Raw genomic sequence first — 20,791 nt, forward strand, 5'->3', positions numbered from 1 at the left:
CGCTCCTGATGTCCACCACAGCTGCAGTCACCCACGATGACCGGTCCACCGTCCGCTCACTGCTACGGCTGTGGCCGTACGTACGGCCGGTGCGGGCCCGGCTGTTCACCGCGGCGTGCGTCGCGGTCGTCGCGTCGTGTCTGAGCCTGGTGATCCCCCTGGTCCTCAAGTGGATGGTGGACGGGCCGGTCGCGGAGCGGGACACCGGCGGGGTGTGGCTGGGGGCGCTGTACCTCCTGCTGCTCGGTCTCGCCGAGGCGGTGCTCTTCGGCTTCCGGCGGTGGCTGGTGGCCCGCCCGCTGGCCGGGGTGGAGGCCGCCATGCGCGCCGACCTGTTCCGGCATCTGCAGCGTCTGCCCGTGGCGTTCCACGACCGGTGGGCGTCGGGACAGTTGCTGTCGCGCGGGACGACGGATCTGATGCTGCTGCGGATGTTCCTCGCGTTCCCGCTGACGTTCCTGTTCGTCAACGGGGTGACGATCCTCGTCGGCGCGGGGATTCTGCTCGCCCAGGAGTGGACGCTGGGGCTGATGCTGCTGGCGCCGGTCGCTCCGCTGGTGTTCGTGGTCGCGAGGTTCGAGGGGCGCTACTCGACGGTCGCGCGGACGGCGCAGGACCAGGTCGGCGATCTGACGACGGTCGTCGAGGAGAGCGTGCTCGGCATCCGCATCGTCAAGGGCTTCGGTCGGCATCGCAGCCAGGCGGCCGCCTTCCGTGCGCTGGCCGGGCGGCTGCGTGGCACGGAGCTGGTCAAGGCCCGGCTCCTGGGGGGCATCTGGGCGACCATCATGATCATCCCCGAACTGGCGATCGGCGCGGCGCTGGTCGCCGGCACGATGCAGGTCGCGGACGGCACGCTGTCGGCCGGCACCCTCGTCGCCTTCCTGTCCACGGCGCTGGCGCTGCGCTGGCCGGTGGACGCGATGGGGTTCCTGCTCGCCATGAGTCAGGAGGCGGCGACGGCCACGGACCGGTACTTCGAGGTCCTGGACGCGGCGGAGGAGGCCGACGGGGAGGAAAGGCCATTCTCCGGGCCCGGCCAGGGCGGGGCGGTCGCCGGTGGGCTGCGGTTCGAGGGGGTCGAGTTCCGCTTCCCCGACGCGTCGGCGGACGCGGCACCCGTACTGAGGGGCATCGATCTGCACATCCGCCCCGGCGAGACCATGGCCCTCGTCGGGGGCACGGGCAGCGGCAAGACGACGCTGACCGCGCTCGTGCCACGGCTGTACGAGGTGACCGGCGGGCGGATCACCCTGGACGGGCACGACATCACCGCGATGCCCCGCGAGGAGCTTCGCCGGCTGGTGTCCATGGCCTTCGAGGAGCCGACGCTCTTCTCGGCGAGCGTCGGGGAGAACGTGCGCATGGGCGACGAGGACGCGGCGGACGAGGACGTGCGGCGGGCACTGGACGTGGCGCAGGCCGGGTTCGTGGAGTCATTGCCGCAGGGCGCGCGCACCCAGGTCGGTGAGCAGGGCCTCAGCCTCTCCGGCGGTCAGCGGCAGCGGCTCGCGCTCGCGCGTGCGGTCGTCGGGCGCCCGCGGTTCCTGGTGCTCGACGACCCGCTGTCGGCGCTCGACGTGCACACGGAAGCGCTGGTGGAGGCCGCGCTCCGGCGCGTCCTGGAGGACACCACCGCCCTCGTCGTGGCGCACCGGCCGTCCACGGTGCTGCTGGCCGACCGGGTGGCGCTGCTGTCGGGCGGCCGCATCGCCGCCGTCGGCACGCATCACGAACTGCTGCGGGACAACGCCGAGTACGCCTGGCTGATGTCGGGCGATCACGCCGAGGAGCGAGCCCGATGACCTCATCGACGGACACGACGCCGCAGCCGGACGCCGACGGCACGGCGGAGGGGAGCACCACGGTCAGGGACACCGGGACCGGCTGCTCCGCGGCCGGCGGCTCCATGGCCACCGGTCCCACGGCCGGTTCCGGTGCCGCCGGATCCGCCCGCGGTGGGCACAAGGGCACCCGACGAGCGAGCACGCCGGACACCGACACCGACACCGACACCAAGGGTGATCCCTTCGACCGGGACTCCCTGCCCACGCCCGAGGGCGCCACCGGAGCGCTGCTGCGGTCACTGCTGGCGCCCCGCCGTGCCCGCGTCGTCCTCGCCGCGCTGCTCCTGTTCCTGCAGCAGGCCGCCGCGCAGGCGGGCCCGTTGCTCGTCGCGTACGCCATCGACAGCGGCGTGCCCGCGCTGCGACGCGGCGACCACGGGCCTCTCGTGGTGGTCGGCGCCGGGTACGCCGTGTGCGCGATCGCGTCCGGCGCGTTCCAGTACGCCTTCATCCGCGCCTCGGCGCGCGTCAACCAGGACGTCCTGCTCGATCTGCGCGGCCGCATCTTCCGGCACGCCCAGGCGCTCAGTGTGGACTTCCATGAGCGGTACACCTCGGGTCGGCTCATCTCCCGCTCCACCACCGATGTCGAGTCACTGCGCGAGCTCCTCAGCGAGGGACTGCAGGAGCTCATCGGCGTCGTCCTGGCCTTCGTCTACATCTCGGCGATGCTGCTCTGGCTGGACCTCGGCATCGGCGGACTCGCCGTGCTCAGCTTCGTACCGCTGTATCTGCTCGTGCGGCTCTACCAGCGCCGGGCCGGGGTCGTGTTCGCCGAGCGGTCCAGCGCGATCGCCGCCGTCATCGTGAAGTTCGCGGAGACGATGAACGGCATCCGGCCGGTGCGCGCCTTCCGCCGTGAGCGCGCGAACGACGAGCGCTTCCGCGTGCTGAACGAGCGGCACGCCCGCAGCAACGGCGACGCGCTGCTGGAGATGGCCCGCTATGTCGTCGGCTCCCGGCTGGTGGCGAACACCGCGGTGGCGGGCATGGTGCTGTGGGGCGCGTACCGGGTGACCGAGGGGACGCTGGCGCTCGGAGTGCTTGCGGCCGCCGTGCTGTACCTGCGGCGGCTGTACGACCCGATCGACCGGCTCGGCATGTTCCTGAACTCCTACCAGTCGGCGGCCGCTTCGCTGGAGAAGATCGCGGGCCTGCTGGCCCAGCGGCCGTCCGTGCCGGAGCCCGAGCGCCCTTCGCGACTGCCGGCGCGCACCGGGGCCGGCCCGTCGGCGGGTCCCGACCGGGAAGGTGCCGCCGGACCCGGCCGGGAGGTGGTCTTCGAGGACGTCCGATTCGCCTACCGCACCGGCGGCGAGGTCCTCCCCCGGTTCGCCCTGACGATCCCGGCCGGCCAGACCGTCGCGGTCGTCGGCTCGACCGGCGCGGGCAAGTCCACGCTCGCGAAGCTGCTGGCCCGCTTCTACGACCCGACGGAGGGGCGCGTCCTCCTCGACGGCGTCGACCTGCGCGAGCTGGCCACGCCGGAACTGCGCCGCGGGGTGGTGATGGTGACCCAGGAGGCGTTCCTGTTCTCCGGCACGGTCGCGGAGAACATCGCGATCGGCCGGCCTGACGCGACCCGTGAGGAGATCGAGCAGGCCGCGAAGGAGATCGGCGCGCACGACTTCGTCTGCGGACTGCCGGAGGGCTACGACACGGACGTACGCAAGCGCGGCGGCCGGATCTCGGCCGGCCAGCGCCAGCTCGTCGCCTTCGCGCGGGCGCTGCTCGCCGACCCGGCGGTCCTGATCCTCGACGAGGCGACGAGTTCCCTGGACATCCCGGGCGAGCGGGCCGTGCAGCGCGCGATGAACACGGTGCTGAGCGGCCGTACGGCGATCGTCATCGCCCACCGGCTGTCGACGGTCGAGATCGCCGACAGGGTGCTGGTGATGGAGCACGGCCGGATCGTCGAGGACGGTGCCCCGGCCGGACTCATCGGTGGAACGGGGCGGTTCGCGGGGCTGCACCGGGCATGGCAGGAGAGCCTGGTCTGACGTCGCCTGCTCCAGCGGGTGCCCATGGCGGGTCCGGTGTGGCGAGCCTCGTGCCCAGGAGGCGGCACGGGCCGTAGCTTCCCTGGAGGCACGTGTCGGCGGTGCGTCGCGGGAGGTCCTCATGCCGGGTATCGGATGGCAGGCAGCGGCGGGACTGGCGGGGCTGATGATGCTGTCCGCACCGGCCGCCTCCGACCCCACCTCCGCCTCCGCCTCCCCGCCGGCCTCGTCACCCCTCTCCCCGCCCGCCAGGGCGGTGTTCGCCTATGTCGCCGACCTCGGCTCGGACACCGTCTCGGTGATCGACACCCGCACCAACGCGGTCGTCGACACCGTCCCCGTCGGCAGCGGACCCGACAGCGTGGCCGTCTCCCCGGACGGATCGCGCGTCTACGTCACCGACTCCGCGGCGGACACGGTCTCCGTCATCGACGCCCGCACGAACGACGTCACGGACACCATCGGTGTCGGCGACGAACCGAGCCGGGTGGCGGTGTCGCCGGACGGCCGCCGCGTGTACGTCGCCAACGTGGCCTCGGACGACGTGTCCGTGATCGACACCCGCTCCGGCACGGTCGAGGACACGATCGACGTGGGCGACTTCCCGCTCGGCCTGGCGGTGCTGCCGGACGGCTCAGCGCTCTACGTCGCGAACGCCGGCACCGACGACGTCTCGGTCGTCCGTACCGCGACCAACACGGTCGTCCGCACCGTCCCCGTGGGCAGCGGACCCACCGGGCTGGCGATCACCCCACGCGGCTCCCGGGTCTACGTCACCAATCTCACCTCGGACGACGTGTCGGTGATCGACGTCCGCACCGGCAGGGTCGTCGACACCGTCGACGCCGGCGACGAGCCCAGCGGACTGGTGGTGCTGCCGGACGGCCGGCGCGTGTACGTCGCCAACTTCGGCTCGGGCGATGTGACGGTGATCGGCACCCGCACCAACCGGGTCCTCGCCACCGTCCCCGTCGGCGACGGCCCCAACGGCGTGGCCGTCACGCCTGACGGCTCCCGCGTCCACGTCACCAACGCCGACACGGACGACGTGTCGGTGATCGACACCGCGACCGACGCCGTCACGGCCACGATCGACGTCGGCGACAGCCCCACCGGAGTGGCGATCACCCCGGCGGGGCGGCGCGATGGCCACCGGAGCCGCTCCGTGCCGGCTGCCGGGCCCCTGCGGTGAACAACGGATCCCACGCCTCCACATGTCTGACGCCTTTTCAGACAATCCCCACGCGGCCCGCGCCCTCGCCCGGCGCGGGGAGTACCGACGGCGACCGAACCGGAATCACCGGCGCCGCAGGACGGCGGTCCGTCGGGCGGTGGGCGGACGGCATGGAACGGGCCACCTTCGAAGACATCGCGACGCGTCACGCGTACCCTCTGCTCACCACTCCCATGGAGCGGGACGTATGCGGCCCGGATCCCGGCACACTCCTCGGATTCGGGCTGGCCCGCCCGTTCGGCGACGCCGCCGTGAAGATCCATGAAACGTCCGCTTAACGAACACGGGCTTTCACACAACGGACGCATTCCGGCCATTCTCTTGACGCGCTCCTGACAGCAGTTGTCTGTTCCTGCGACTCTTCCATCGATCCACGCACCACATGCTCCGTCGCTCTGCCGGACGGCCCACCCAGCCGCCCGTAACCCCCCTCGCAGAAGGAGTTCGCGTGAGACCCACGCCCAGCCGTCGCGCGTCCGCGACCGGCGCTCTGCTCGCAGCCGCAGCCCTCCTGGCCGTCGGAGTCCAGTCCGGCGCCGCCTCCGCGGCACCCGATGCCGCCCCAGCCGCCCCCAAGCAGCAGGCCGCCTCGGCGGCCGACCCCGGCGCGCTGCCCGCGCAGCTCTCCCCCGCCCAGCGGGCGGAGCTCATTCGCGCCGCCACCGCCACCACGGCGGCCACCGCCGCCGAACTCGGCCTCGGCGCCCAGGAGAAGCTCGTCGTCCGCGATGTCGTCCAGGACCGGGACGGCACCACGCACACCCGCTACGAGCGCACCTACGCGGGCCTGCCCGTCCTCGGCGGTGACCTGGTCGTCGCCGAGACGAAGGCCGGACGGACCGAGTCCGTCACCAAGGCGTCCGCGGCCGTGCTCAAGAACGTCGACACCAGCGCGGACGTCACCCCTGCCGCCGCCACGCGGCAGGCCGTCGCCGCCGCCCGTTCCGAGGGCTCGAAGGAGACTGCCGCCGACCGGGCGCCGCGCAAGGTCGTCTGGCTGGCCCAGGGCAAGCCGGTTCTCGCGTACGAGACCGTCGTCGGCGGCCTGCAGCACGACGGCACGCCCAACGAGCTGCACGTCGTCACCGACGCCACCACCGGCAAGAAGCTCTACGAGTGGCAGTCGATCCACCAGGGCACCGGCAACACGATGTACAGCGGCCAGGTCACGCTCGGCACCGCGCCGTCGTACACCCTGACCGACACCGGACGCGGCAACCACAAGACGTACAACCTCAACCGCGGCACGTCCGGCACCGGCACCCTGTTCTCCGGCTCCGACGACGTCTGGGGCGACGGCACCGCGCAGAACGCCGAGACGGCCGGCGCCGACGCGCACTACGGCGCCGCGCTCACCTGGGACTACTACAAGAACGTGCAGGGCCGCTCCGGCATCAAGGGCGACGGCGTCGGCGCGTACTCCCGGGTCCACTACGGCAACAACTACGTCAACGCCTTCTGGTCCGACAGCTGCTTCTGCATGACGTACGGCGACGGCTCCGGCAACGCCAAGCCGCTCACGTCGATCGACGTGGCCGCGCACGAGATGACGCACGGCGTCACCTCCAACACCGCCAAGCTCATCTACAGCGGGGAGTCCGGCGGCCTCAACGAGGCGACGTCCGACATCTTCGCGGCCGCCGTCGAGTTCTACGCCAACAACCCCCAGGACAAGGGCGACTACCTGGTCGGCGAGAAGATCGACATCAACGGCGACGGTACCCCGCTGCGCTACATGGACAAGCCCAGCAAGGACGGCGCCTCCAAGGACGCCTGGTACTCGGGCCTCGGCGGCATCGACGTGCACTACTCCTCGGGCCCGGCCAACCACTGGTACTACCTGCTCTCCGAGGGCAGCGGCGCCAAGTCCATCAACGGCGTGAACTACGACTCGCCGACCTCTGACGGTCTGCCGGTCACCGGGATCGGCCGCGACAAGGCCTCCCTGATCTGGTTCAAGGCGCTCACCACGAAGTTCAACTCGACGACCAACTACGCGGCCGCGCGCACCGGCACGATCGCGGTCGCGACCGAGCTGTACGGCGCGACCAGCGCCGAGGTCAAGTCCGTCACCGACGCCTGGGCGGGCATCAACGTCGGCTCCCGGCCCGGCGGCGGCAACCCCGACCCGGGCACCGTCTTCGAGAACACCGCGGACGTCTCCATCCCGGACAACGGCACGGCGGTCACCTCCTCGGTCACCGTCTCCGGCCGCTCGGGCAACGCGCCGAGCGCCCTCAAGGTCGGCGTGGACATCATCCACACCTGGCGCGGTGACCTGGTCGTCGACCTGGTCGCCCCGGACGGGACGGTCTACAACCTGAAGCCGTTCAGCTCCTCCGACTCGGCGGACAACGTGCAGACGACCTACACGGTCAACGCCTCCTCCGAGGTCGCCAACGGCGTCTGGAAGCTGCGGGTCCAGGACCGGGCGGCGTACGACACCGGCTACATCAACAGCGTCAAGCTCACCTTCTGAGCCGACGCGCATCCGAGGCTGCCCGGGGGCACGGTGCCCCCGGGCAGCCTCCGCGTCTCGTGACCGCGGCTTGCGCAGGACGCGCCGCGTCAGCGCATCAGCACCCCCGCACCCTCCGCCGTCGTCCCCGAAGGCAGCGCCACCAGCCCGAGGTCGGCGCCGTGCGGCAGCAGCGGATGGGCGGGCAGCACACGGACCGTGTAGCCGAAGGGCCCGGTGCGGTCGAGCGCGAGCGGGCCCTCGTAGATCCGGCGACCGGTCCCGTCGGGACCTCCGGGAGCCGGCTTCAGCGGGAAGGTCTGGGCGTCGCCGATCGCGTCGTCCGGATCGACCCGCCCCGCCACGGCCTGCACCTCCACGTCCTCCGGCTGGAGCGCGCCGAGGGTGACACAGACGCGCAGGGCGAGGGTGGATCCCAGCTCCGCCGTGCCCACGGCCGCGCCCGCCTCGACATGGTCGACGGAGACACCGGGCCAGGCCGCCCGCACCCGGCCTTTCCAGCGGGCCAGTTCACGGGCGGTCTCCCCGTCCAGGGCGAGTGCACGATGGGCGCCGGCCGCCGGGGCGTAGAGCCGGTCCACGTACTCGCGCACCATCCGGTCCGCCAGCACCCTCGGTCCGAGCGAGGTGAGCGTGCGGCGGACCATCTCGACCCAGCGGCCCGGAAGCCCGTCCGCGTCCCGGCCGTAGAACAGCGGTGCGATGCGCTCCTCGATCAGCCCGTACAGCGCGGCGGCCTCCAGATCGTCCCGGCGGTCCTCGTCGTCCGCGGCGCTGCCGTCGGCCGTGGGCACGGCCCAGCCGAAGTCGGGCTCGTACCACTCGTCCCACCAGCCGTCGAGCACCGAGAGGTTGAGCGCGCCGTTGAGGGCGGCCTTCATTCCGCTGGTGCCGCACGCCTCCAGCGGCCGCAGCGGATTGTTGAGCCACACGTCGCAGCCCGGGTAGAGCTTGCGCGCCATCGCCATTCCGTAGTCGGGCAGGAAGACGATCCGGTGGCGCACCCGCGGGTCGTCCGCGAACCGCACCAGCTCCTGGACCAGCCGCTTCCCCCCGTCGTCCGCGGGATGCGCCTTGCCCGCGACGACGATCTGCACCGGCCGCTCCGGATGCAGCAGCAGCTCCATCAGCCGGTCGCGGTCGCGCAGCATCAGGGTGAGCCGTTTGTAGGCGGGAACACGGCGGGCGAAGCCGATGGTGAGCACATCGGGGTCCAGCACCCCGTCGATCCAGCCCAGTTCCGCGGTCCCGGCACCGCGCTGGCGCCAGGACGCGTACAGCCGCCGCCGTACCTCGTGCACCAGCTGCTCGCGCAGCTCCCGGCGCAGCTCCCACAGGTCGGCGCCCAAAGTGGCGGCGATGTCGTCGCCCAGAGCGAGCACCTCGGGCGCCACCCAGGTGGGGGCGTGGACCCCGTTGGTGACGGAGGTGATCGGGACCTCCGGCGCGTCGAAGCCCGGCCACAGGCCCTGGAACATCTCGCGGCTGACGGCGCCGTGCAGCGTCGAGACGCCGTTGGCGCGCTGTGCCAGGCGCAGGCCCATCACGGCCATGTTGAACACGTTGGGCTCGCCGCCCGGGTAGCTCTCCGTGCCCAGGCGCAGGACCCGTCCCGCGTCCACGCCGGACAGCTCGCCGCCGTCGCCGAAGTGACGGGCGAGCAGCTCACGGTCGAAGCGGTCGATCCCGGCCGGGACAGGGGTGTGGGTGGTGAAGACGGTCCCGGCTCTGACCGCCTCGAGCGCGGCGTCGAAGTCCAGTCCGTACGGGAGGAGCTCACGGATCCGTTCGAGCCCCTGGAATCCGGCGTGGCCCTCGTTGGTGTGGAAGACCTCGGGCTCCGGATGGCCGGTGAGCCGGCAGTACGTGCGGACCGCGCGGACGCCGCCGATGCCGAGGAGCATCTCCTGAAGCAGCCGGTGTTCGCTGCCGCCGCCGTACAGCCGGTCGGTGACGTCGCGCTCGCCCGGCGCGTTCTCCTCGACGTCGGAGTCGAGGAGCAGCAGGGGTACGCGGCCGACCTGCGCCTGCCAGAGGTGGGCCCGCAGCGCCCGGCCGCCGGGCAGCGCGAGGGACACCTGGGCGGGTGCGCCGCCGGGCTCACGGAGCAGGGCCAGCGGCAGCTCGTCGGGGTCGAGGACGGGGTAGTGCTCCTGCTGCCAGCCGTCGCGTGACAGCGACTGGCGGAAGTAGCCGTGCCGGTAGAGCAGCCCGACGCCGATCAGCGGGACACCGAGATCGCTGGCGGCCTTGAGGTGGTCTCCGGCGAGTATGCCGAGGCCGCCCGAGTACTGCGGGAGCGCGGCGGTGATGCCGAACTCCGGTGAGAAGTACGCGACGGCTCCGGGCAGCGGCGCCCCGTCGCCGGACTGCTCCTGGTACCAGCGGCGTCCGCGCAGATAGTCGTCGAGATCGCGGGCGGCGTCCTGGACGCGGACCAGGAAGTCCGGGTCGGTGGCGAGTTCCGCGAGCCGCCCCGCGGAGACGGAGCCGAGCAGCCGCACCGGGTCGCCGCCCGCCTCCTGCCATCCGGCGGGGTCCACGGTGCGGAAGAGCTCCCGTGTCGGCGCATGCCATGACCAGCGCAGATTGCGGGCCAGCTCGCTGAGCGGGGCGAGGGGTTCGGGGAGGACGGGGCGGACGGTGAATCGACGAATGGCCTTCACAGGTCCCACCTTCGAAGCGGAGGTTCAGCCGGGGACGCACAGCGCTGTGCGTCCGCCCAACCCTTCGACCGTAGTGGCGTCGCGCGTTCAGCGACCACGGCGCGAGGAGGGCGCATCGGGCCGTGCCACCTTCGGCGGATGTCTGAACCGTCTTGCCCGTACGGCTACGACCCAGTAGTTAACGAACCACCGGATTGCGCACCCGAAGGGCGTGGGAAGGCTCCCCCGGTACGCACCGGAGCACACTCGCGACCCTTCCATTCGAGTGAACGCGGACAGGAGCGGCCATGCCCGCAGCCCGCCAGCCGTCAACGGAGCAGCTACAAAGAACTCCCGCACCCCGTGAAGCCGCGTCCCGCGGAGACACACCCCGTGAAGCCGCATCCCGTGAGGCGGAACCGCCCGTTCGACCCGCCATGCCCGCACAGCCCCCAGGTGATGCCGTGAACCCGCTGATTGGCCGCATTCCCGTCCTGGACGTACGCCCGCTCGTCGACTGCGGCCGAAGGCCCGCGAAGGCGGTGGTCGGCGAGACCTTCCATGTCACCGCCACCGTGTTCCGTGAAGGGCACGACGCGGTCGCCGCGAACGTCGTCCTGCGCGACCCCGGCGGCAGGCCGGGTCCCTGGACCCCGATGCGTGAGCTGGCGCCCGGGACCGACCGCTGGGGGGCCGAGGTCACCCCCGACGCCGAGGGGCAGTGGACGTACGGCGTCGAGGCGTGGAGCGATCCGGTGGCCACCTGGCGCCATCACGCCGGGATCAAGATCCCGGCCGGGATCGACACGGCGCTGGTGCTCGCCGAGGGCGCCGAGCTGTACGAGCGGGCCGCCGCAGGCGTGCCGAAGAAGGACGGCCGGGAGGCGGTGCTCGCCGCCGCGGACGGACTGCGGGACGGGGGCCGGACGGACCGGGAGCGGCTGTCGGCCGCGCTCGACCCGGCTGCGATGGCAGCCCTCGACCGCCATCCGCTGCGCGAACTGGTCACGTCCTCGCCGCCGTTGCCGCTCCAGGTGGAGCGCACCAGGGCGCTGTTCGGGTCCTGGTACGAGTTCTTCCCGCGGTCCGAGGGCGCGACGGTCAAGCGCGGCAGGCCGGTCTCGGGGACCTTCAGGACCGCGGCGCAGCGGCTGCCCGCCATCGCCGCGATGGGTTTCGACGTGGTGTACCTGCCGCCGATCCATCCCATCGGCAACACCTTCCGCAAGGGCCCCAACAACTCGCTGGAGGCCGGTGCGCACGATGTCGGCGTGCCCTGGGCGATCGGCTCGCCCCTGGGCGGCCACGACACGGTCCACCCCGCCCTCGGCACCCTGGGCGACTTCGACGAGTTCGTCCGCTGCGCCCGCGATCTGCGGATGGAGGTGGCTCTGGACTTCGCGCTGCAGTGCTCCCCGGACCATCCCTGGGTGGAGCAGCACCCCGAGTGGTTCCACCACCGCGCCGACGGCACCGTCGCCTACGCCGAGAACCCGCCGAAGAAGTACCAGGACATCTATCCGATCGCCTTCGACCAGGACATGAAGGGCCTGGTCAAGGAGACCCTGCGGGTGCTGCGGCACTGGATGGCGCACGGGGTGCGCATCTTCCGCGTCGACAATCCGCACACCAAGCCGGTGGTCTTCTGGGAGAAGGTCATCGGTGAGATCAACCGCGCCGACCCCGACGTGATCTTCCTGGCCGAGGCGTTCACCCGTCCCGCGATGATGCACACGCTGGCCGCGATCGGCTTCCAGCAGTCGTACACGTACTTCACCTGGCGCAACACCAAGCAGGAGCTGACCGAGTATCTGACCGAGCTGTCCGGCGAGTCGGCCGCGTACATGCGCCCCAACTTCTTCGCGAACACGCCGGACATCCTGCACTCCTACCTCCAGGAGGGCGGCCGGCCGGCGTTCGAGGCGCGTGCGGTGCTGGCCGCGACGCTCTCGCCCACCTGGGGCGTGTACGCCGGGTACGAACTGTGCGAGAACGCCGCGCTGCGGCCGGGCAGCGAGGAGTACCTGGACTCCGAGAAGTACCAACTACGGCCCCGCGACTGGGAGTCGGCCGAGCGCGAGGGGCGCAGCATCGCTCCCCTCATCACCACGCTCAACCGGGTCAGGCGTCGTCACCCGGCGCTCCAGCAGCTGCGGAACATCCACTTCCACCACACCGACAACGACGCCGTGATCGCGTACAGCAAGCGAACGGGTTCGAACATCGTTCTGGTGGTCGTCAATCTCGACCCCCACCACACCCAGGAGGCGACGGTCTCGTTTGACATGCCGGAACTCGGCCTCGACTGGCACGAGACCGTACCGGTGCGCGACGAGCTCACCGGCGAGACCTATCACTGGGGCAGGGCAGCCTATGTGCGCCTCGAGCCGGGCGTCACGCCTGCGCACATCGTGGTCCTGCGACCGTCCCCGCCGATCGGAGGGTCACCCACATCATGATCGTCAACGAGCCCGTCCACGACCTCTTCGAGGACACCCCGGCCAAGGACCGGGACCCCGACTGGTTCAAACGCGCCGTCTTCTACGAAGTGCTCGTACGGTCCTTCCAGGACAGCAACGGCGACGGGGTCGGTGACCTCAAGGGCATCACCGCCAAGCTGGACTATCTGCAGTGGCTGGGCGTCGACTGCCTGTGGCTGCCGCCGTTCTTCAAGTCACCACTCCGGGACGGCGGTTACGACGTCTCCGACTACACGTCCGTCCTCCCCGAATTCGGCGACCTCGCCGATTTCGTCGAGTTCGTCGACGCCGCGCACCAGCGCGGCATGCGGGTCATCATCGACTTCGTCATGAACCACACCAGCGACCAGCACCCGTGGTTCCAGGAGTCCCGCAAGGACCCGGACGGCCCGTACGCCGACTACTACGTCTGGGCCGACGACGACAAGCAGTACCAGGACGCGCGGATCATCTTCGTCGACACGGAGACCTCCAACTGGACCTTCGACCCGGTCCGCAAGCAGTACTACTGGCACCGCTTCTTCTCCCACCAGCCGGACCTCAACTACGAGAACCCGGCCGTGCAGGAGGAGATCGTCTCCGCGCTGCGCTTCTGGCTCGACCTCGGCATCGACGGCTTCCGGCTGGACGCGGTGCCCTACCTCTACCAGGAGGAGGGCACCAACTGCGAGAACCTCCCGGCGACGCACGAGTTCCTCAAGCGCGTCCGCAAGGAGATCGACGCCCACTACCCGGACACGGTGCTGCTGGCCGAGGCCAACCAGTGGCCCGAGGACGTCGTCGACTACTTCGGCGACTTCCCCGCGGGCGGCGACGAGTGCCACATGGCGTTCCACTTCCCGGTGATGCCGCGCATCTTCATGGCGGTACGCAGGGAGTCCCGCTACCCGGTGTCCGAGATCCTCGCCAAGACCCCGGCGATCCCCAAGAACTGCCAGTGGGGGATCTTCCTGCGCAACCACGACGAGCTGACCCTGGAGATGGTCACCGACGAGGAGCGCGACTACATGTACGCGGAGTACGCCAAGGACCCGCGGATGCGCGCCAACATCGGCATCCGGCGGCGGCTCGCGCCCCTGCTCGACAACGACCGCAACCAGATCGAGCTGTTCACCGCGCTGCTGCTGTCGCTGCCCGGCTCGCCGATCCTGTACTACGGCGACGAGATCGGGATGGGCGACAACATCTGGCTGGGCGACCGGGACGCGGTGCGCACGCCGATGCAGTGGACGCCGGACCGCAACGCCGGTTTCTCGTCCTGCGATCCCGGCCGGCTGTATCTGCCGACCATCATGGACCCGGTCTACGGCTACCAGGTCACCAATGTCGAGGCATCGATGGCGTCGCCGTCGTCGCTGCTGCACTGGACCCGGCGGATGATCGAGATCCGGAAGCAGAACCGTGCCTTCGGGCTCGGCTCCTTCACCGAACTGCCGTCGTCGAACCCGGCCGTGCTGGCGTATCTGCGCGAGGCCCCCTCGACGGAGGACGGCACGGACGATCTGGTGCTGTGCGTGAACAACTTCTCGCGGTTCGCCCAGCCGACGGAGCTCGACCTGCGGAGGTACAACGGCCGTCATCCGGTGGAGCTGATCGGCGGGGTGCGGTTCCCCGCGATCGGTGAGTGGCCCTATCTGCTGACGCTCGCGGGGCACGGCTTCTACTGGTTCCGGCTGCGCGGCGAGGCCGTCGCCGGCGAGACCGCGGTGAACGGGACGGCACGGAAGACGGCGGCCCCCAGGGGCGTGTGATTCCGGCACATGCCATGTCGTGTGCGGGGCGGTTGTCACCGCCCCGCACGGGGCACGATTCCCCTCATATCGAGGCTGGTTCCAGGACGGATCGCGAGACCGGTTCCGTGACCGGTTCCGTGACCTGTTGCGATACCCGGTTCCGCGACCCGGTTCCGAGTCCGTACGGACCATCCTCACCCGACACTCCCCCGGCCTGCGGCGGGGGGACCCCCATGCACAGCCCGGACAGCTATTATTTGCCGCAATCCGGGACACTCTTCGCATCCTGTGGTGTGCCCGGGGAAAGGACGCGATGCCATGTCGGAGGCTGCATCCACCCGGACCCCCGTCGCCCTGCTGCCTTCGCTCTCGCCACTGCTGCGCGAGTGGCTGCCCCGGCAGCGGTGGTTCGCGGGAAAGGGACGCCCGGTCACCGGCTTCTGTCTGGTGGCGGCGGCCGAGCTGCTGCCGGTCGACTCGACCGGCCCCGGTCTGCTGCATCTGCTGCTGCGCGTCCAGCAGGCCGGGCAGGCCGCCGGGAAGGCCACCGGCGCCGGGGGCAGGACCGCCGGCGGCAAGCGGGACGCGGCGCACGGCGGCGACTGCTACCAGCTGCTGCTCGGCGTCAGGACCACGCCGCCGCCGTATCTCGCCTCCGCGCTGATCGGCCGCGTGGCCGACGGCCCGCTGGCCGGCCGGACCGTCTACGAGGGCCTGCACGACCCACGGCTCGCGGCGCTGCTGCTGGAGCGGCTGCGCACCCCCGGGCGGTTCGGCCCGCTCCGCTTCGACCGGGCGGTGCCCGTGCTGGGCGGACTGCCCGCCCGGGTGCTGGACGCCGAGCAGTCCAACTCCTCTCTGGTGTACGGGGATTCGTACATCCTGAAGATCTTCCGCCGGGTGTACCCGGGCATCAACCCCGATCTGGAGCTGCCGCTCGCACTCGCCGGTGCGGGCTGCGACCGGGTGCCCGCACCCGTCGCCTGGTTCGAGTCGGACGCTCCCGAACCCTGCACCCTGGGCGTCCTCCAGCCCTATCTGCGCGGCTCCCAGGACGGCTGGCAGCTCGCGCTGAAGGCGCTCGCCGAGGGGCGGGACTTCATCGCGGAGGCCCAGGCCCTGGGCCGGGCCACCGCCGAGGTGCACACCGCGCTCGCGGCGGCCCTGCCGACGGTGTCGCTGAGCCGCCCGCAGACCGAGGATCTGGCGACCGCGATGAACGAGCGGCTGGACGCGGCCGTACGCGCCGTGCCCGCCCTGCTGCCGTACGTCCGGGGGCTGCGCACCGCATTCGACGCGATCGCCGGGGCCACCTTCGACGGCGACGGCCGGGCCCAGCGCATCCACGGCGATCTGCATCTCGGCCAGACGCTGCGCACCCCCGACGGCGGCTGGTCGGTCATCGACTTCGAGGGCGAACCGGCCCGTCCGCTCGACGAGCGCCGTGAGGTCCAGCCGCCGGTGCGCGACATCGCGGGGATACTGCGCTCCTTCGACTACGCGGCCCGCTCGCACCGCCCCTGGAACCCGGCTTGGGCGGCGCGCTGCCGTGCCGCGTACTGCGACGGCTACGCCGAGGCGTCGGGCAGCGACCCGCGGGCCGAGCCGGAACTGCTGCGTGCCTACGAGACCGACAAGGCGGTGTACGAGGTCGTGTACGAGGCCCGGCACCGGCCGGACTGGCTGCCGGTACCGATGTCCGCGATCCGGCGACTCGCCGGCCCCGCGGGCTGACCCCGACCCCGCCTGCCCCGACCCCCCTGACCACTCCCCCCACCCATGTACAAGGAGGCCGTCCCCCGTGACTCCCCGCAATGGCATTCGCCCCGCCAAACCGCTCGATGATTCCGACCGGGAGCGGCTGCTCAGCGGCACGCATCACGATCCGCATGCCCTGCTCGGCGCGCACGTCGTCCGGGGCGGGGTGGTGTTCCGCGTGCTGCGGCCGTACGCGGAGTCGGTGACGCTGCTGGCCAAGGGGCTGCGGGCCGAGCTGCACGCGGACGGCGACGGCTTCTTCTCGGCGCTGCTGCCGCTGCGCAAGGCGCCCGAGTACACGCTCCAGGTGGCGTACGAGGACACCACGGTCGAGTTCGCCGACCCGTACCGCTTCCTCCCCGCGCTCGGCGACCTCGACCTGCATCTGATCGGAGAGGGCCGGCACGAGGAGCTGTGGCAGGCCCTCGGGGCCCGGCCGATGACGCACCAGGGCGTCACCGGGACCCGGTTCACGCTCTGGGCGCCGAACGCGCGCGGCGTCAGGGTCGTCGGTGACTTCAACTACTGGGACGGCACGGCCTCCTCGATGCGCTCGCTCGGCTCGTCCGGGATCTGGGAGCTGTTCCTCCCCGGCATCGGCGACGGCACGCTCTACAAGTTCGAGATCACCCGGCCCGACGGCACCCGCACGGTCCGCGCCGACCCGATGGCGCGCCGCACCGAGGCTCCGCCCGCCAACGCGTCCGTCGTCACCGAGTCCCACCATGTGTGGCACGACGCGGAGTGGATGGAGCAGCGCGGAAGCCGGCCCGTGCACGAGGCGCCGCTCTCCGTCTACGAGGTGCATCTGCCGTCCTGGCGTCCGGGGCTCACCTACCGGCAGCTCGCCACCCAACTCCCCGCCTACGTCAGGGACCTCGGCTTCACCCATGTCGAGCTCATGCCGGTCGCGGAACATCCCTTCGGCGGGTCGTGGGGCTACCAGGTCACCGGCTTCTACGCGCCGACGGCCCGGATGGGCACCCCGGACGACTTCCGCCATCTGGTCGACGCACTGCACCGGGCCGGCATCGGGGTCATCGTCGACTGGGTGCCCGCGCACTTCCCCAAGGACGACTGGGCGCTGGCCGAGTTCGACGGCCGTCCGCTGTACGAGCACTCGGATCCGGCCCGGGCCGCGCACCCCGACTGGGGCACCCTCGAATTCGACTACGGCCGCAAGGAGGTCCGTAACTTCCTCGTCGCCAACGCCGTGTACTGGTGCGAGGAGTTCCACATCGACGGGCTGCGGGTGGACGCGGTCGCCTCGATGCTCTACCTCGACTACTCGCGCGAGCACGGCGAATGGAGCCCCAACGAGCACGGCGGCCGGGAGAACCTGGACGCCGTCGACTTCCTCCAGGAGATGAACGCGACCGTCTACCGCCGGTGCCCGGGCGTCGTCACGATCGCCGAGGAGTCCACGGCCTGGGACGGGGTGACCCGGGCGACCCACCATGTCGGACCCGGCGGCTTCGGCGGACTCGGCTTCGGCCTGAAGTGGAACATGGGCTGGATGCACGACTCGCTCGGCTACATGGAGCACGAGCCGGTGCACCGCAAGTTCCACCACAACGAGATGACGTTCTCGATGGTGTACGCGTACAGCGAGAACTACGTGCTGCCGATCTCGCACGACGAGGTCGTGCACGGCAAGCGGGCACTGGTGTCGAAGATGCCCGGCGACTGGTGGCAGCAGCGCGCCAACCACCGGGCGTACCTCGGCTTCATGTGGGCCCACCCCGGCAAGCAACTGCTCTTCATGGGGCAGGAGTTCGCCCAGGGCGCGGAGTGGTCGGAGGGCCACGGCCCGGACTGGTGGCTGCTCGACCCGTCGTACGCCGCCGAGCCGGACCACCGTGGCGTACGGGACCTGGTGCGCGAGCTGAACACGGTGTACGCGGCGAACCCGGCGCTGTGGCAGCAGGACACCGTCCCCGAGGGCTTCGCCTGGGTCGACGGCGGAGCCGCCGACGACAATGTCCTCGCCTTCCTCCGTTTCGACGCCGAGGGGGCGCCGCTGCTCGCGGTGTCGAACTTCTCACCGGTGGTGCGCCACGAGTACCGGATCGGGGTCCCGCCGTCCGTGTCCGCCTGGGCGGAGGTGCTGAACACGGACGCGGCGCGGTTCGGCGGCGGTGACGTCGGCAACGAGGAGCCGCTGAAGCCGGAATCCGTCGCCGCCCACGGCCACCGTACGAGCGTCCAGCTCACCCTGCCGCCGCTGGCGACGGTGTGGCTGAAGCCGGTGTGACCGGGGCGGCGGGTGTGATGACCCCGAGCCGCTGGGTGGCCCGGGTCAGCGCCACGTAAAGGTCGTTGGGCAGCATCAGCTCGGGCGCGACGACCAGCACCGTGTCGAACTCCAGGCCCTTGGCCTGGCGCGGGTCGATCAGCACGACGGGCCGGGAGAGGTCGAGCGGCCCGTCGTCGCCGAGGCCCGTGAGCCGCGCGTGCAGTTCGCGCGGGGCGATGACGGCGAGCCGGCCCTCGGCCGGTGCCTCTTCCCGCGCCAGCCGGGCCACCCCGTCGAGCGCGACGGTGCGCTCCCAGGGGTGCACGCCCGTGGAGCGGATGGAGCGCGGCGGGGTGAATCCGGGGTCACCGGCCCGGCGCCGCCCGGCCGCGTACTCCATGATCTCGGCGGGCGTACGGTAGTTGACCCCGAGCCGCGCCAGCTCCCAGCGGTCCTCGACGAACGGCCCGAGGACCTGCTGCCAGAAGTCCCCTCCCTCCCCCACGGCCTTCGGTGTGGCAGGCGCCGCCAGGTCACCGGTCTGCGCCGGGTCGCCGACGAGGGTCATCGAGCGGGTCGGGCAGCGGCGCATCAGCAGCCTCCAGGCCATCGCCGACAGCTCCTGCGCCTCGTCGACGATGATGTGCCCGAACGCCCAGGTCCGGTCGGCGGCCGCGCGCTCGGCGGCGCTGCGGTGGTCGGCCTCCTCGTGCCGCTCGGCCATGCGCTCCGCGTCGATGATGTCGTGGGCGGACAGCACCTCCGAGGCGTCGGCGTCGACGTCCTCCTTGTCCTCGAACTCGTAGGTACGGGAGGCGTACGAGACATCGAGGACGCCCTGCGCGTACGCGATCCGGCGGGCCCGCTCGGCCTCGGCGGCGGCGCGCGCCGCGGAGTCGTCCTCGCCGAGGAGCTCGGCGGCCTCGTCGAGGAGGGGCACGTCGGCGGATGTCCAGGGGCCCCGGGTGCGCCGGATCAGGGCGGCGTCCTCGTCGGGGAGACGGGTGGGGTCGGCGAGGTAGTCCGCGAGGAACTCCTGCGGGGTGAGCGACGGCCAGAGCGACCTGATCGCGGCGTGCACCTCGCTGCTGGCGGCGACGGCCTTGCCCAGCTGGGCGATGTCGTCGGGGCCGAGGAAGTTCGGGCCGCCGTAGGGGTCGGCGCCGATGCGGTCGACGAGCCGGCCGGTCAGGTCGTCGACGATCCGGAAGGCGAAGTAGGGCATGGCGAGGTTGTGCGGAAGTCCGGTCTCGCGGGCCTTGTGACGTGCCTCCACGGCCATGTCCCAGTCGAGGACCAGTTCCCCGTCGTCGTGCGCGATGACGATGGGCTCATCCTTGTCGGGCACCCGCTGCCGGTCCCGTACGGCCTCGGCCAGCACGGCGGCCATGTCCGCGCGGCCCTTGACGGCGGCGGCCGCGGGGCTGTCGGTGCCCGTGGCGTGCACACCGGGGAACAACTCGCCGACCGTCGCCAGCAGTACGCCCGTCTCACCGAGCGAGGGCAGCACCTCTCCGATGTAGCCGAGGAAGGCGGGGTTGGGCCCGACGATCAGCACGGCCCGCTTGGCGAGCTGCTCCCGGTGCGCGTACAGCAGGTACGCGGCCCGGTGCAGCGCGACCGCGGTCTTCCCGGTGCCCGGCCCGCCCTCGACGACGAGCACTCCGTGCTGCGGGGCGCGGATGATGTGGTCCTGTTCGGCCTGGATCGTCGAGACGATGTCCCCCATGCGTCCGGTGCGGGCGCTGCCGAGGGCGGCGAGCAGCACCTCGTCGGCGTCGTGCGACTCGTAGCCGGTGCGGGTGGGGTCGGCGAGATCCATGATCTCGTCGTGCAGCGCGGTGACGGTGCGGCCCTCGGTGGTGATGTGCCGACGGCGGCGCAGCCCCATCGGCTCGTATCCGGTCGCGAGATAGAACGGCCGCGCGACAGGAGCGCGCCAGTCGATCAGCAGCGGAGTGCGCTCGGTGTCGTCCTTGCGGATTCCGGTGCGCCCGATGTGATGGGTGACTCCGTCACGCCGGTCGATACGCCCGAAGCAGAGCCCGGTGTCCGCGGCATTCAGCGCGGCGAGCGACGCGGAGTGCTCGGCCACGCCGATATCGCGCTCCACACGCGCCTGCCGGTCGGTGCTGACCTGCGCGATCGTGGCGCGGACGGCGGCCTCGGCCTCGGCCCGGAGCTGGTCGAGGCGCTCATGGGCGAGCGAGACGAATTGTTGTTCCTGCCGCATTTCCTCGGTTGACAATGCAGCTCCTGAACCGCTAGAGTACGTTTATTGAACTTCTCCGTGTGCTTTGTCACGTGCACACATGGAACTATTCAATATACGCGAGAAAATGCCTCGGCCGTCAAATGCGGACCGGGGCTTTCTGTTTG

At 71.4% G+C, this 20,791-nt stretch carries 11 protein-coding genes; 9 read left to right on the plus strand and 2 right to left on the minus strand.

What is annotated here, in order from left to right; genetic code table 11:
- Nucleotides 1-8: 8 nt before the first annotated feature.
- The 5 genes from ACIQMR_RS17785 to ACIQMR_RS17805 all read left to right on the plus strand — a co-directional run bounded on the left by ACIQMR_RS17785 (nucleotide 9) and on the right by ACIQMR_RS17805 (nucleotide 7,560).
- Nucleotides 9-1,805 (plus strand): ABC transporter ATP-binding protein, encoded by a 1,797-nt coding sequence (locus tag ACIQMR_RS17785; RefSeq protein ID WP_401387538.1) that lies wholly within the window; start codon nucleotides 9-11, stop codon nucleotides 1,803-1,805.
- Complete coding sequence (locus ACIQMR_RS17790; RefSeq protein WP_401387541.1) at nucleotides 1,802-3,847, plus strand: ABC transporter ATP-binding protein; 2,046 nt, start codon at nucleotides 1,802-1,804, stop codon at nucleotides 3,845-3,847. Before ACIQMR_RS17785 ends, ACIQMR_RS17790 begins: the two co-directional genes overlap by 4 nt.
- Before the next feature lie 121 nt (nucleotides 3,848-3,968).
- Complete coding sequence (locus tag ACIQMR_RS17795; protein ID WP_401387544.1) at nucleotides 3,969-5,039, plus strand: beta-propeller fold lactonase family protein; 1,071 nt, start codon at nucleotides 3,969-3,971, stop codon at nucleotides 5,037-5,039.
- Nucleotides 5,040-5,191: 152 nt separating this feature from the next.
- Nucleotides 5,192-5,359 carry a hypothetical protein gene (locus ACIQMR_RS17800; RefSeq protein WP_401387547.1) on the plus strand — a complete coding sequence of 56 codons (168 nt, stop codon included), beginning with the start codon at nucleotides 5,192-5,194 and terminating at the stop codon, nucleotides 5,357-5,359.
- Nucleotides 5,360-5,529: 170 nt separating this feature from the next.
- Complete coding sequence (locus tag ACIQMR_RS17805; protein ID WP_401387551.1) at nucleotides 5,530-7,560, plus strand: M4 family metallopeptidase; 2,031 nt, start codon at nucleotides 5,530-5,532, stop codon at nucleotides 7,558-7,560.
- Between the two features lie 89 nt (nucleotides 7,561-7,649).
- Here ACIQMR_RS17805 and glgP read toward each other — a convergent pair whose 3' ends face one another.
- Nucleotides 7,650-10,226: an alpha-glucan family phosphorylase gene (glgP, locus tag ACIQMR_RS17810; protein WP_401387553.1), complete on the minus strand. Its 2,577-nt coding sequence runs from the start codon at nucleotides 10,224-10,226 to the stop codon at nucleotides 7,650-7,652.
- Between the two features lie 452 nt (nucleotides 10,227-10,678).
- Between glgP and ACIQMR_RS17815 the strand changes: the two genes are divergently transcribed.
- From ACIQMR_RS17815 to glgB, 4 genes are all read left to right on the plus strand, one after another.
- Nucleotides 10,679-12,664 (plus strand): alpha-1,4-glucan--maltose-1-phosphate maltosyltransferase, encoded by a 1,986-nt coding sequence (locus ACIQMR_RS17815; protein ID WP_401387896.1) that lies wholly within the window; start codon nucleotides 10,679-10,681, stop codon nucleotides 12,662-12,664.
- Nucleotides 12,661-14,436, plus strand: a complete 1,776-nt coding sequence (gene treS / locus ACIQMR_RS17820) for a maltose alpha-D-glucosyltransferase (RefSeq protein ID WP_401387556.1) — start codon at nucleotides 12,661-12,663, stop codon at nucleotides 14,434-14,436. Before ACIQMR_RS17815 ends, treS begins: the two co-directional genes overlap by 4 nt.
- 300 nt (nucleotides 14,437-14,736) lie before the next feature.
- Nucleotides 14,737-16,152, plus strand: a complete 1,416-nt coding sequence (locus tag ACIQMR_RS17825) for a maltokinase (protein ID WP_401387558.1) — start codon at nucleotides 14,737-14,739, stop codon at nucleotides 16,150-16,152.
- 67 nt (nucleotides 16,153-16,219) lie between these two features.
- Entirely contained in the window at nucleotides 16,220-18,430 is a 2,211-nt protein-coding gene (glgB, locus tag ACIQMR_RS17830) for a 1,4-alpha-glucan branching enzyme (RefSeq protein WP_401387561.1), read from the plus strand.
- Here the strand turns inward: glgB and ACIQMR_RS17835 are convergent.
- On the minus strand, nucleotides 18,387-20,645 hold the full coding sequence (locus ACIQMR_RS17835; RefSeq protein WP_401387898.1) for a HelD family protein: 2,259 nt from the start codon (nucleotides 20,643-20,645) through the stop codon (nucleotides 18,387-18,389). The genes glgB and ACIQMR_RS17835 overlap by 44 nt on opposite strands.
- Nucleotides 20,646-20,791: the final 146 nt, after the last annotated feature.

The organism is Streptomyces sp. NPDC091376 (assembly GCF_044757085.1).
Taxonomy (GTDB): Bacteria; Actinomycetota; Actinomycetes; order Streptomycetales; family Streptomycetaceae; genus Streptomyces; species Streptomyces pratisoli.

Coding starts and splice junctions, on each gene's coding strand:
- treS (WP_401387556.1), top strand. CDS start 12,661: ATGATCGTCAACGAGCCCGTCCACGACCTCTTCGAGGACACCCCGGCC.
- ACIQMR_RS17785 (WP_401387538.1), top strand. CDS start 9: ATGTCCACCACAGCTGCAGTCACCCACGATGACCGGTCCACCGTCCGC.
- ACIQMR_RS17795 (WP_401387544.1), top strand. CDS start 3,969: ATGCCGGGTATCGGATGGCAGGCAGCGGCGGGACTGGCGGGGCTGATG.
- ACIQMR_RS17790 (WP_401387541.1), top strand. CDS start 1,802: ATGACCTCATCGACGGACACGACGCCGCAGCCGGACGCCGACGGCACG.
- ACIQMR_RS17800 (WP_401387547.1), top strand. CDS start 5,192: ATGGAACGGGCCACCTTCGAAGACATCGCGACGCGTCACGCGTACCCT.
- ACIQMR_RS17825 (WP_401387558.1), top strand. CDS start 14,737: ATGTCGGAGGCTGCATCCACCCGGACCCCCGTCGCCCTGCTGCCTTCG.
- ACIQMR_RS17835 (WP_401387898.1), bottom strand. CDS start 20,645: ATGCGGCAGGAACAACAATTCGTCTCGCTCGCCCATGAGCGCCTCGAC.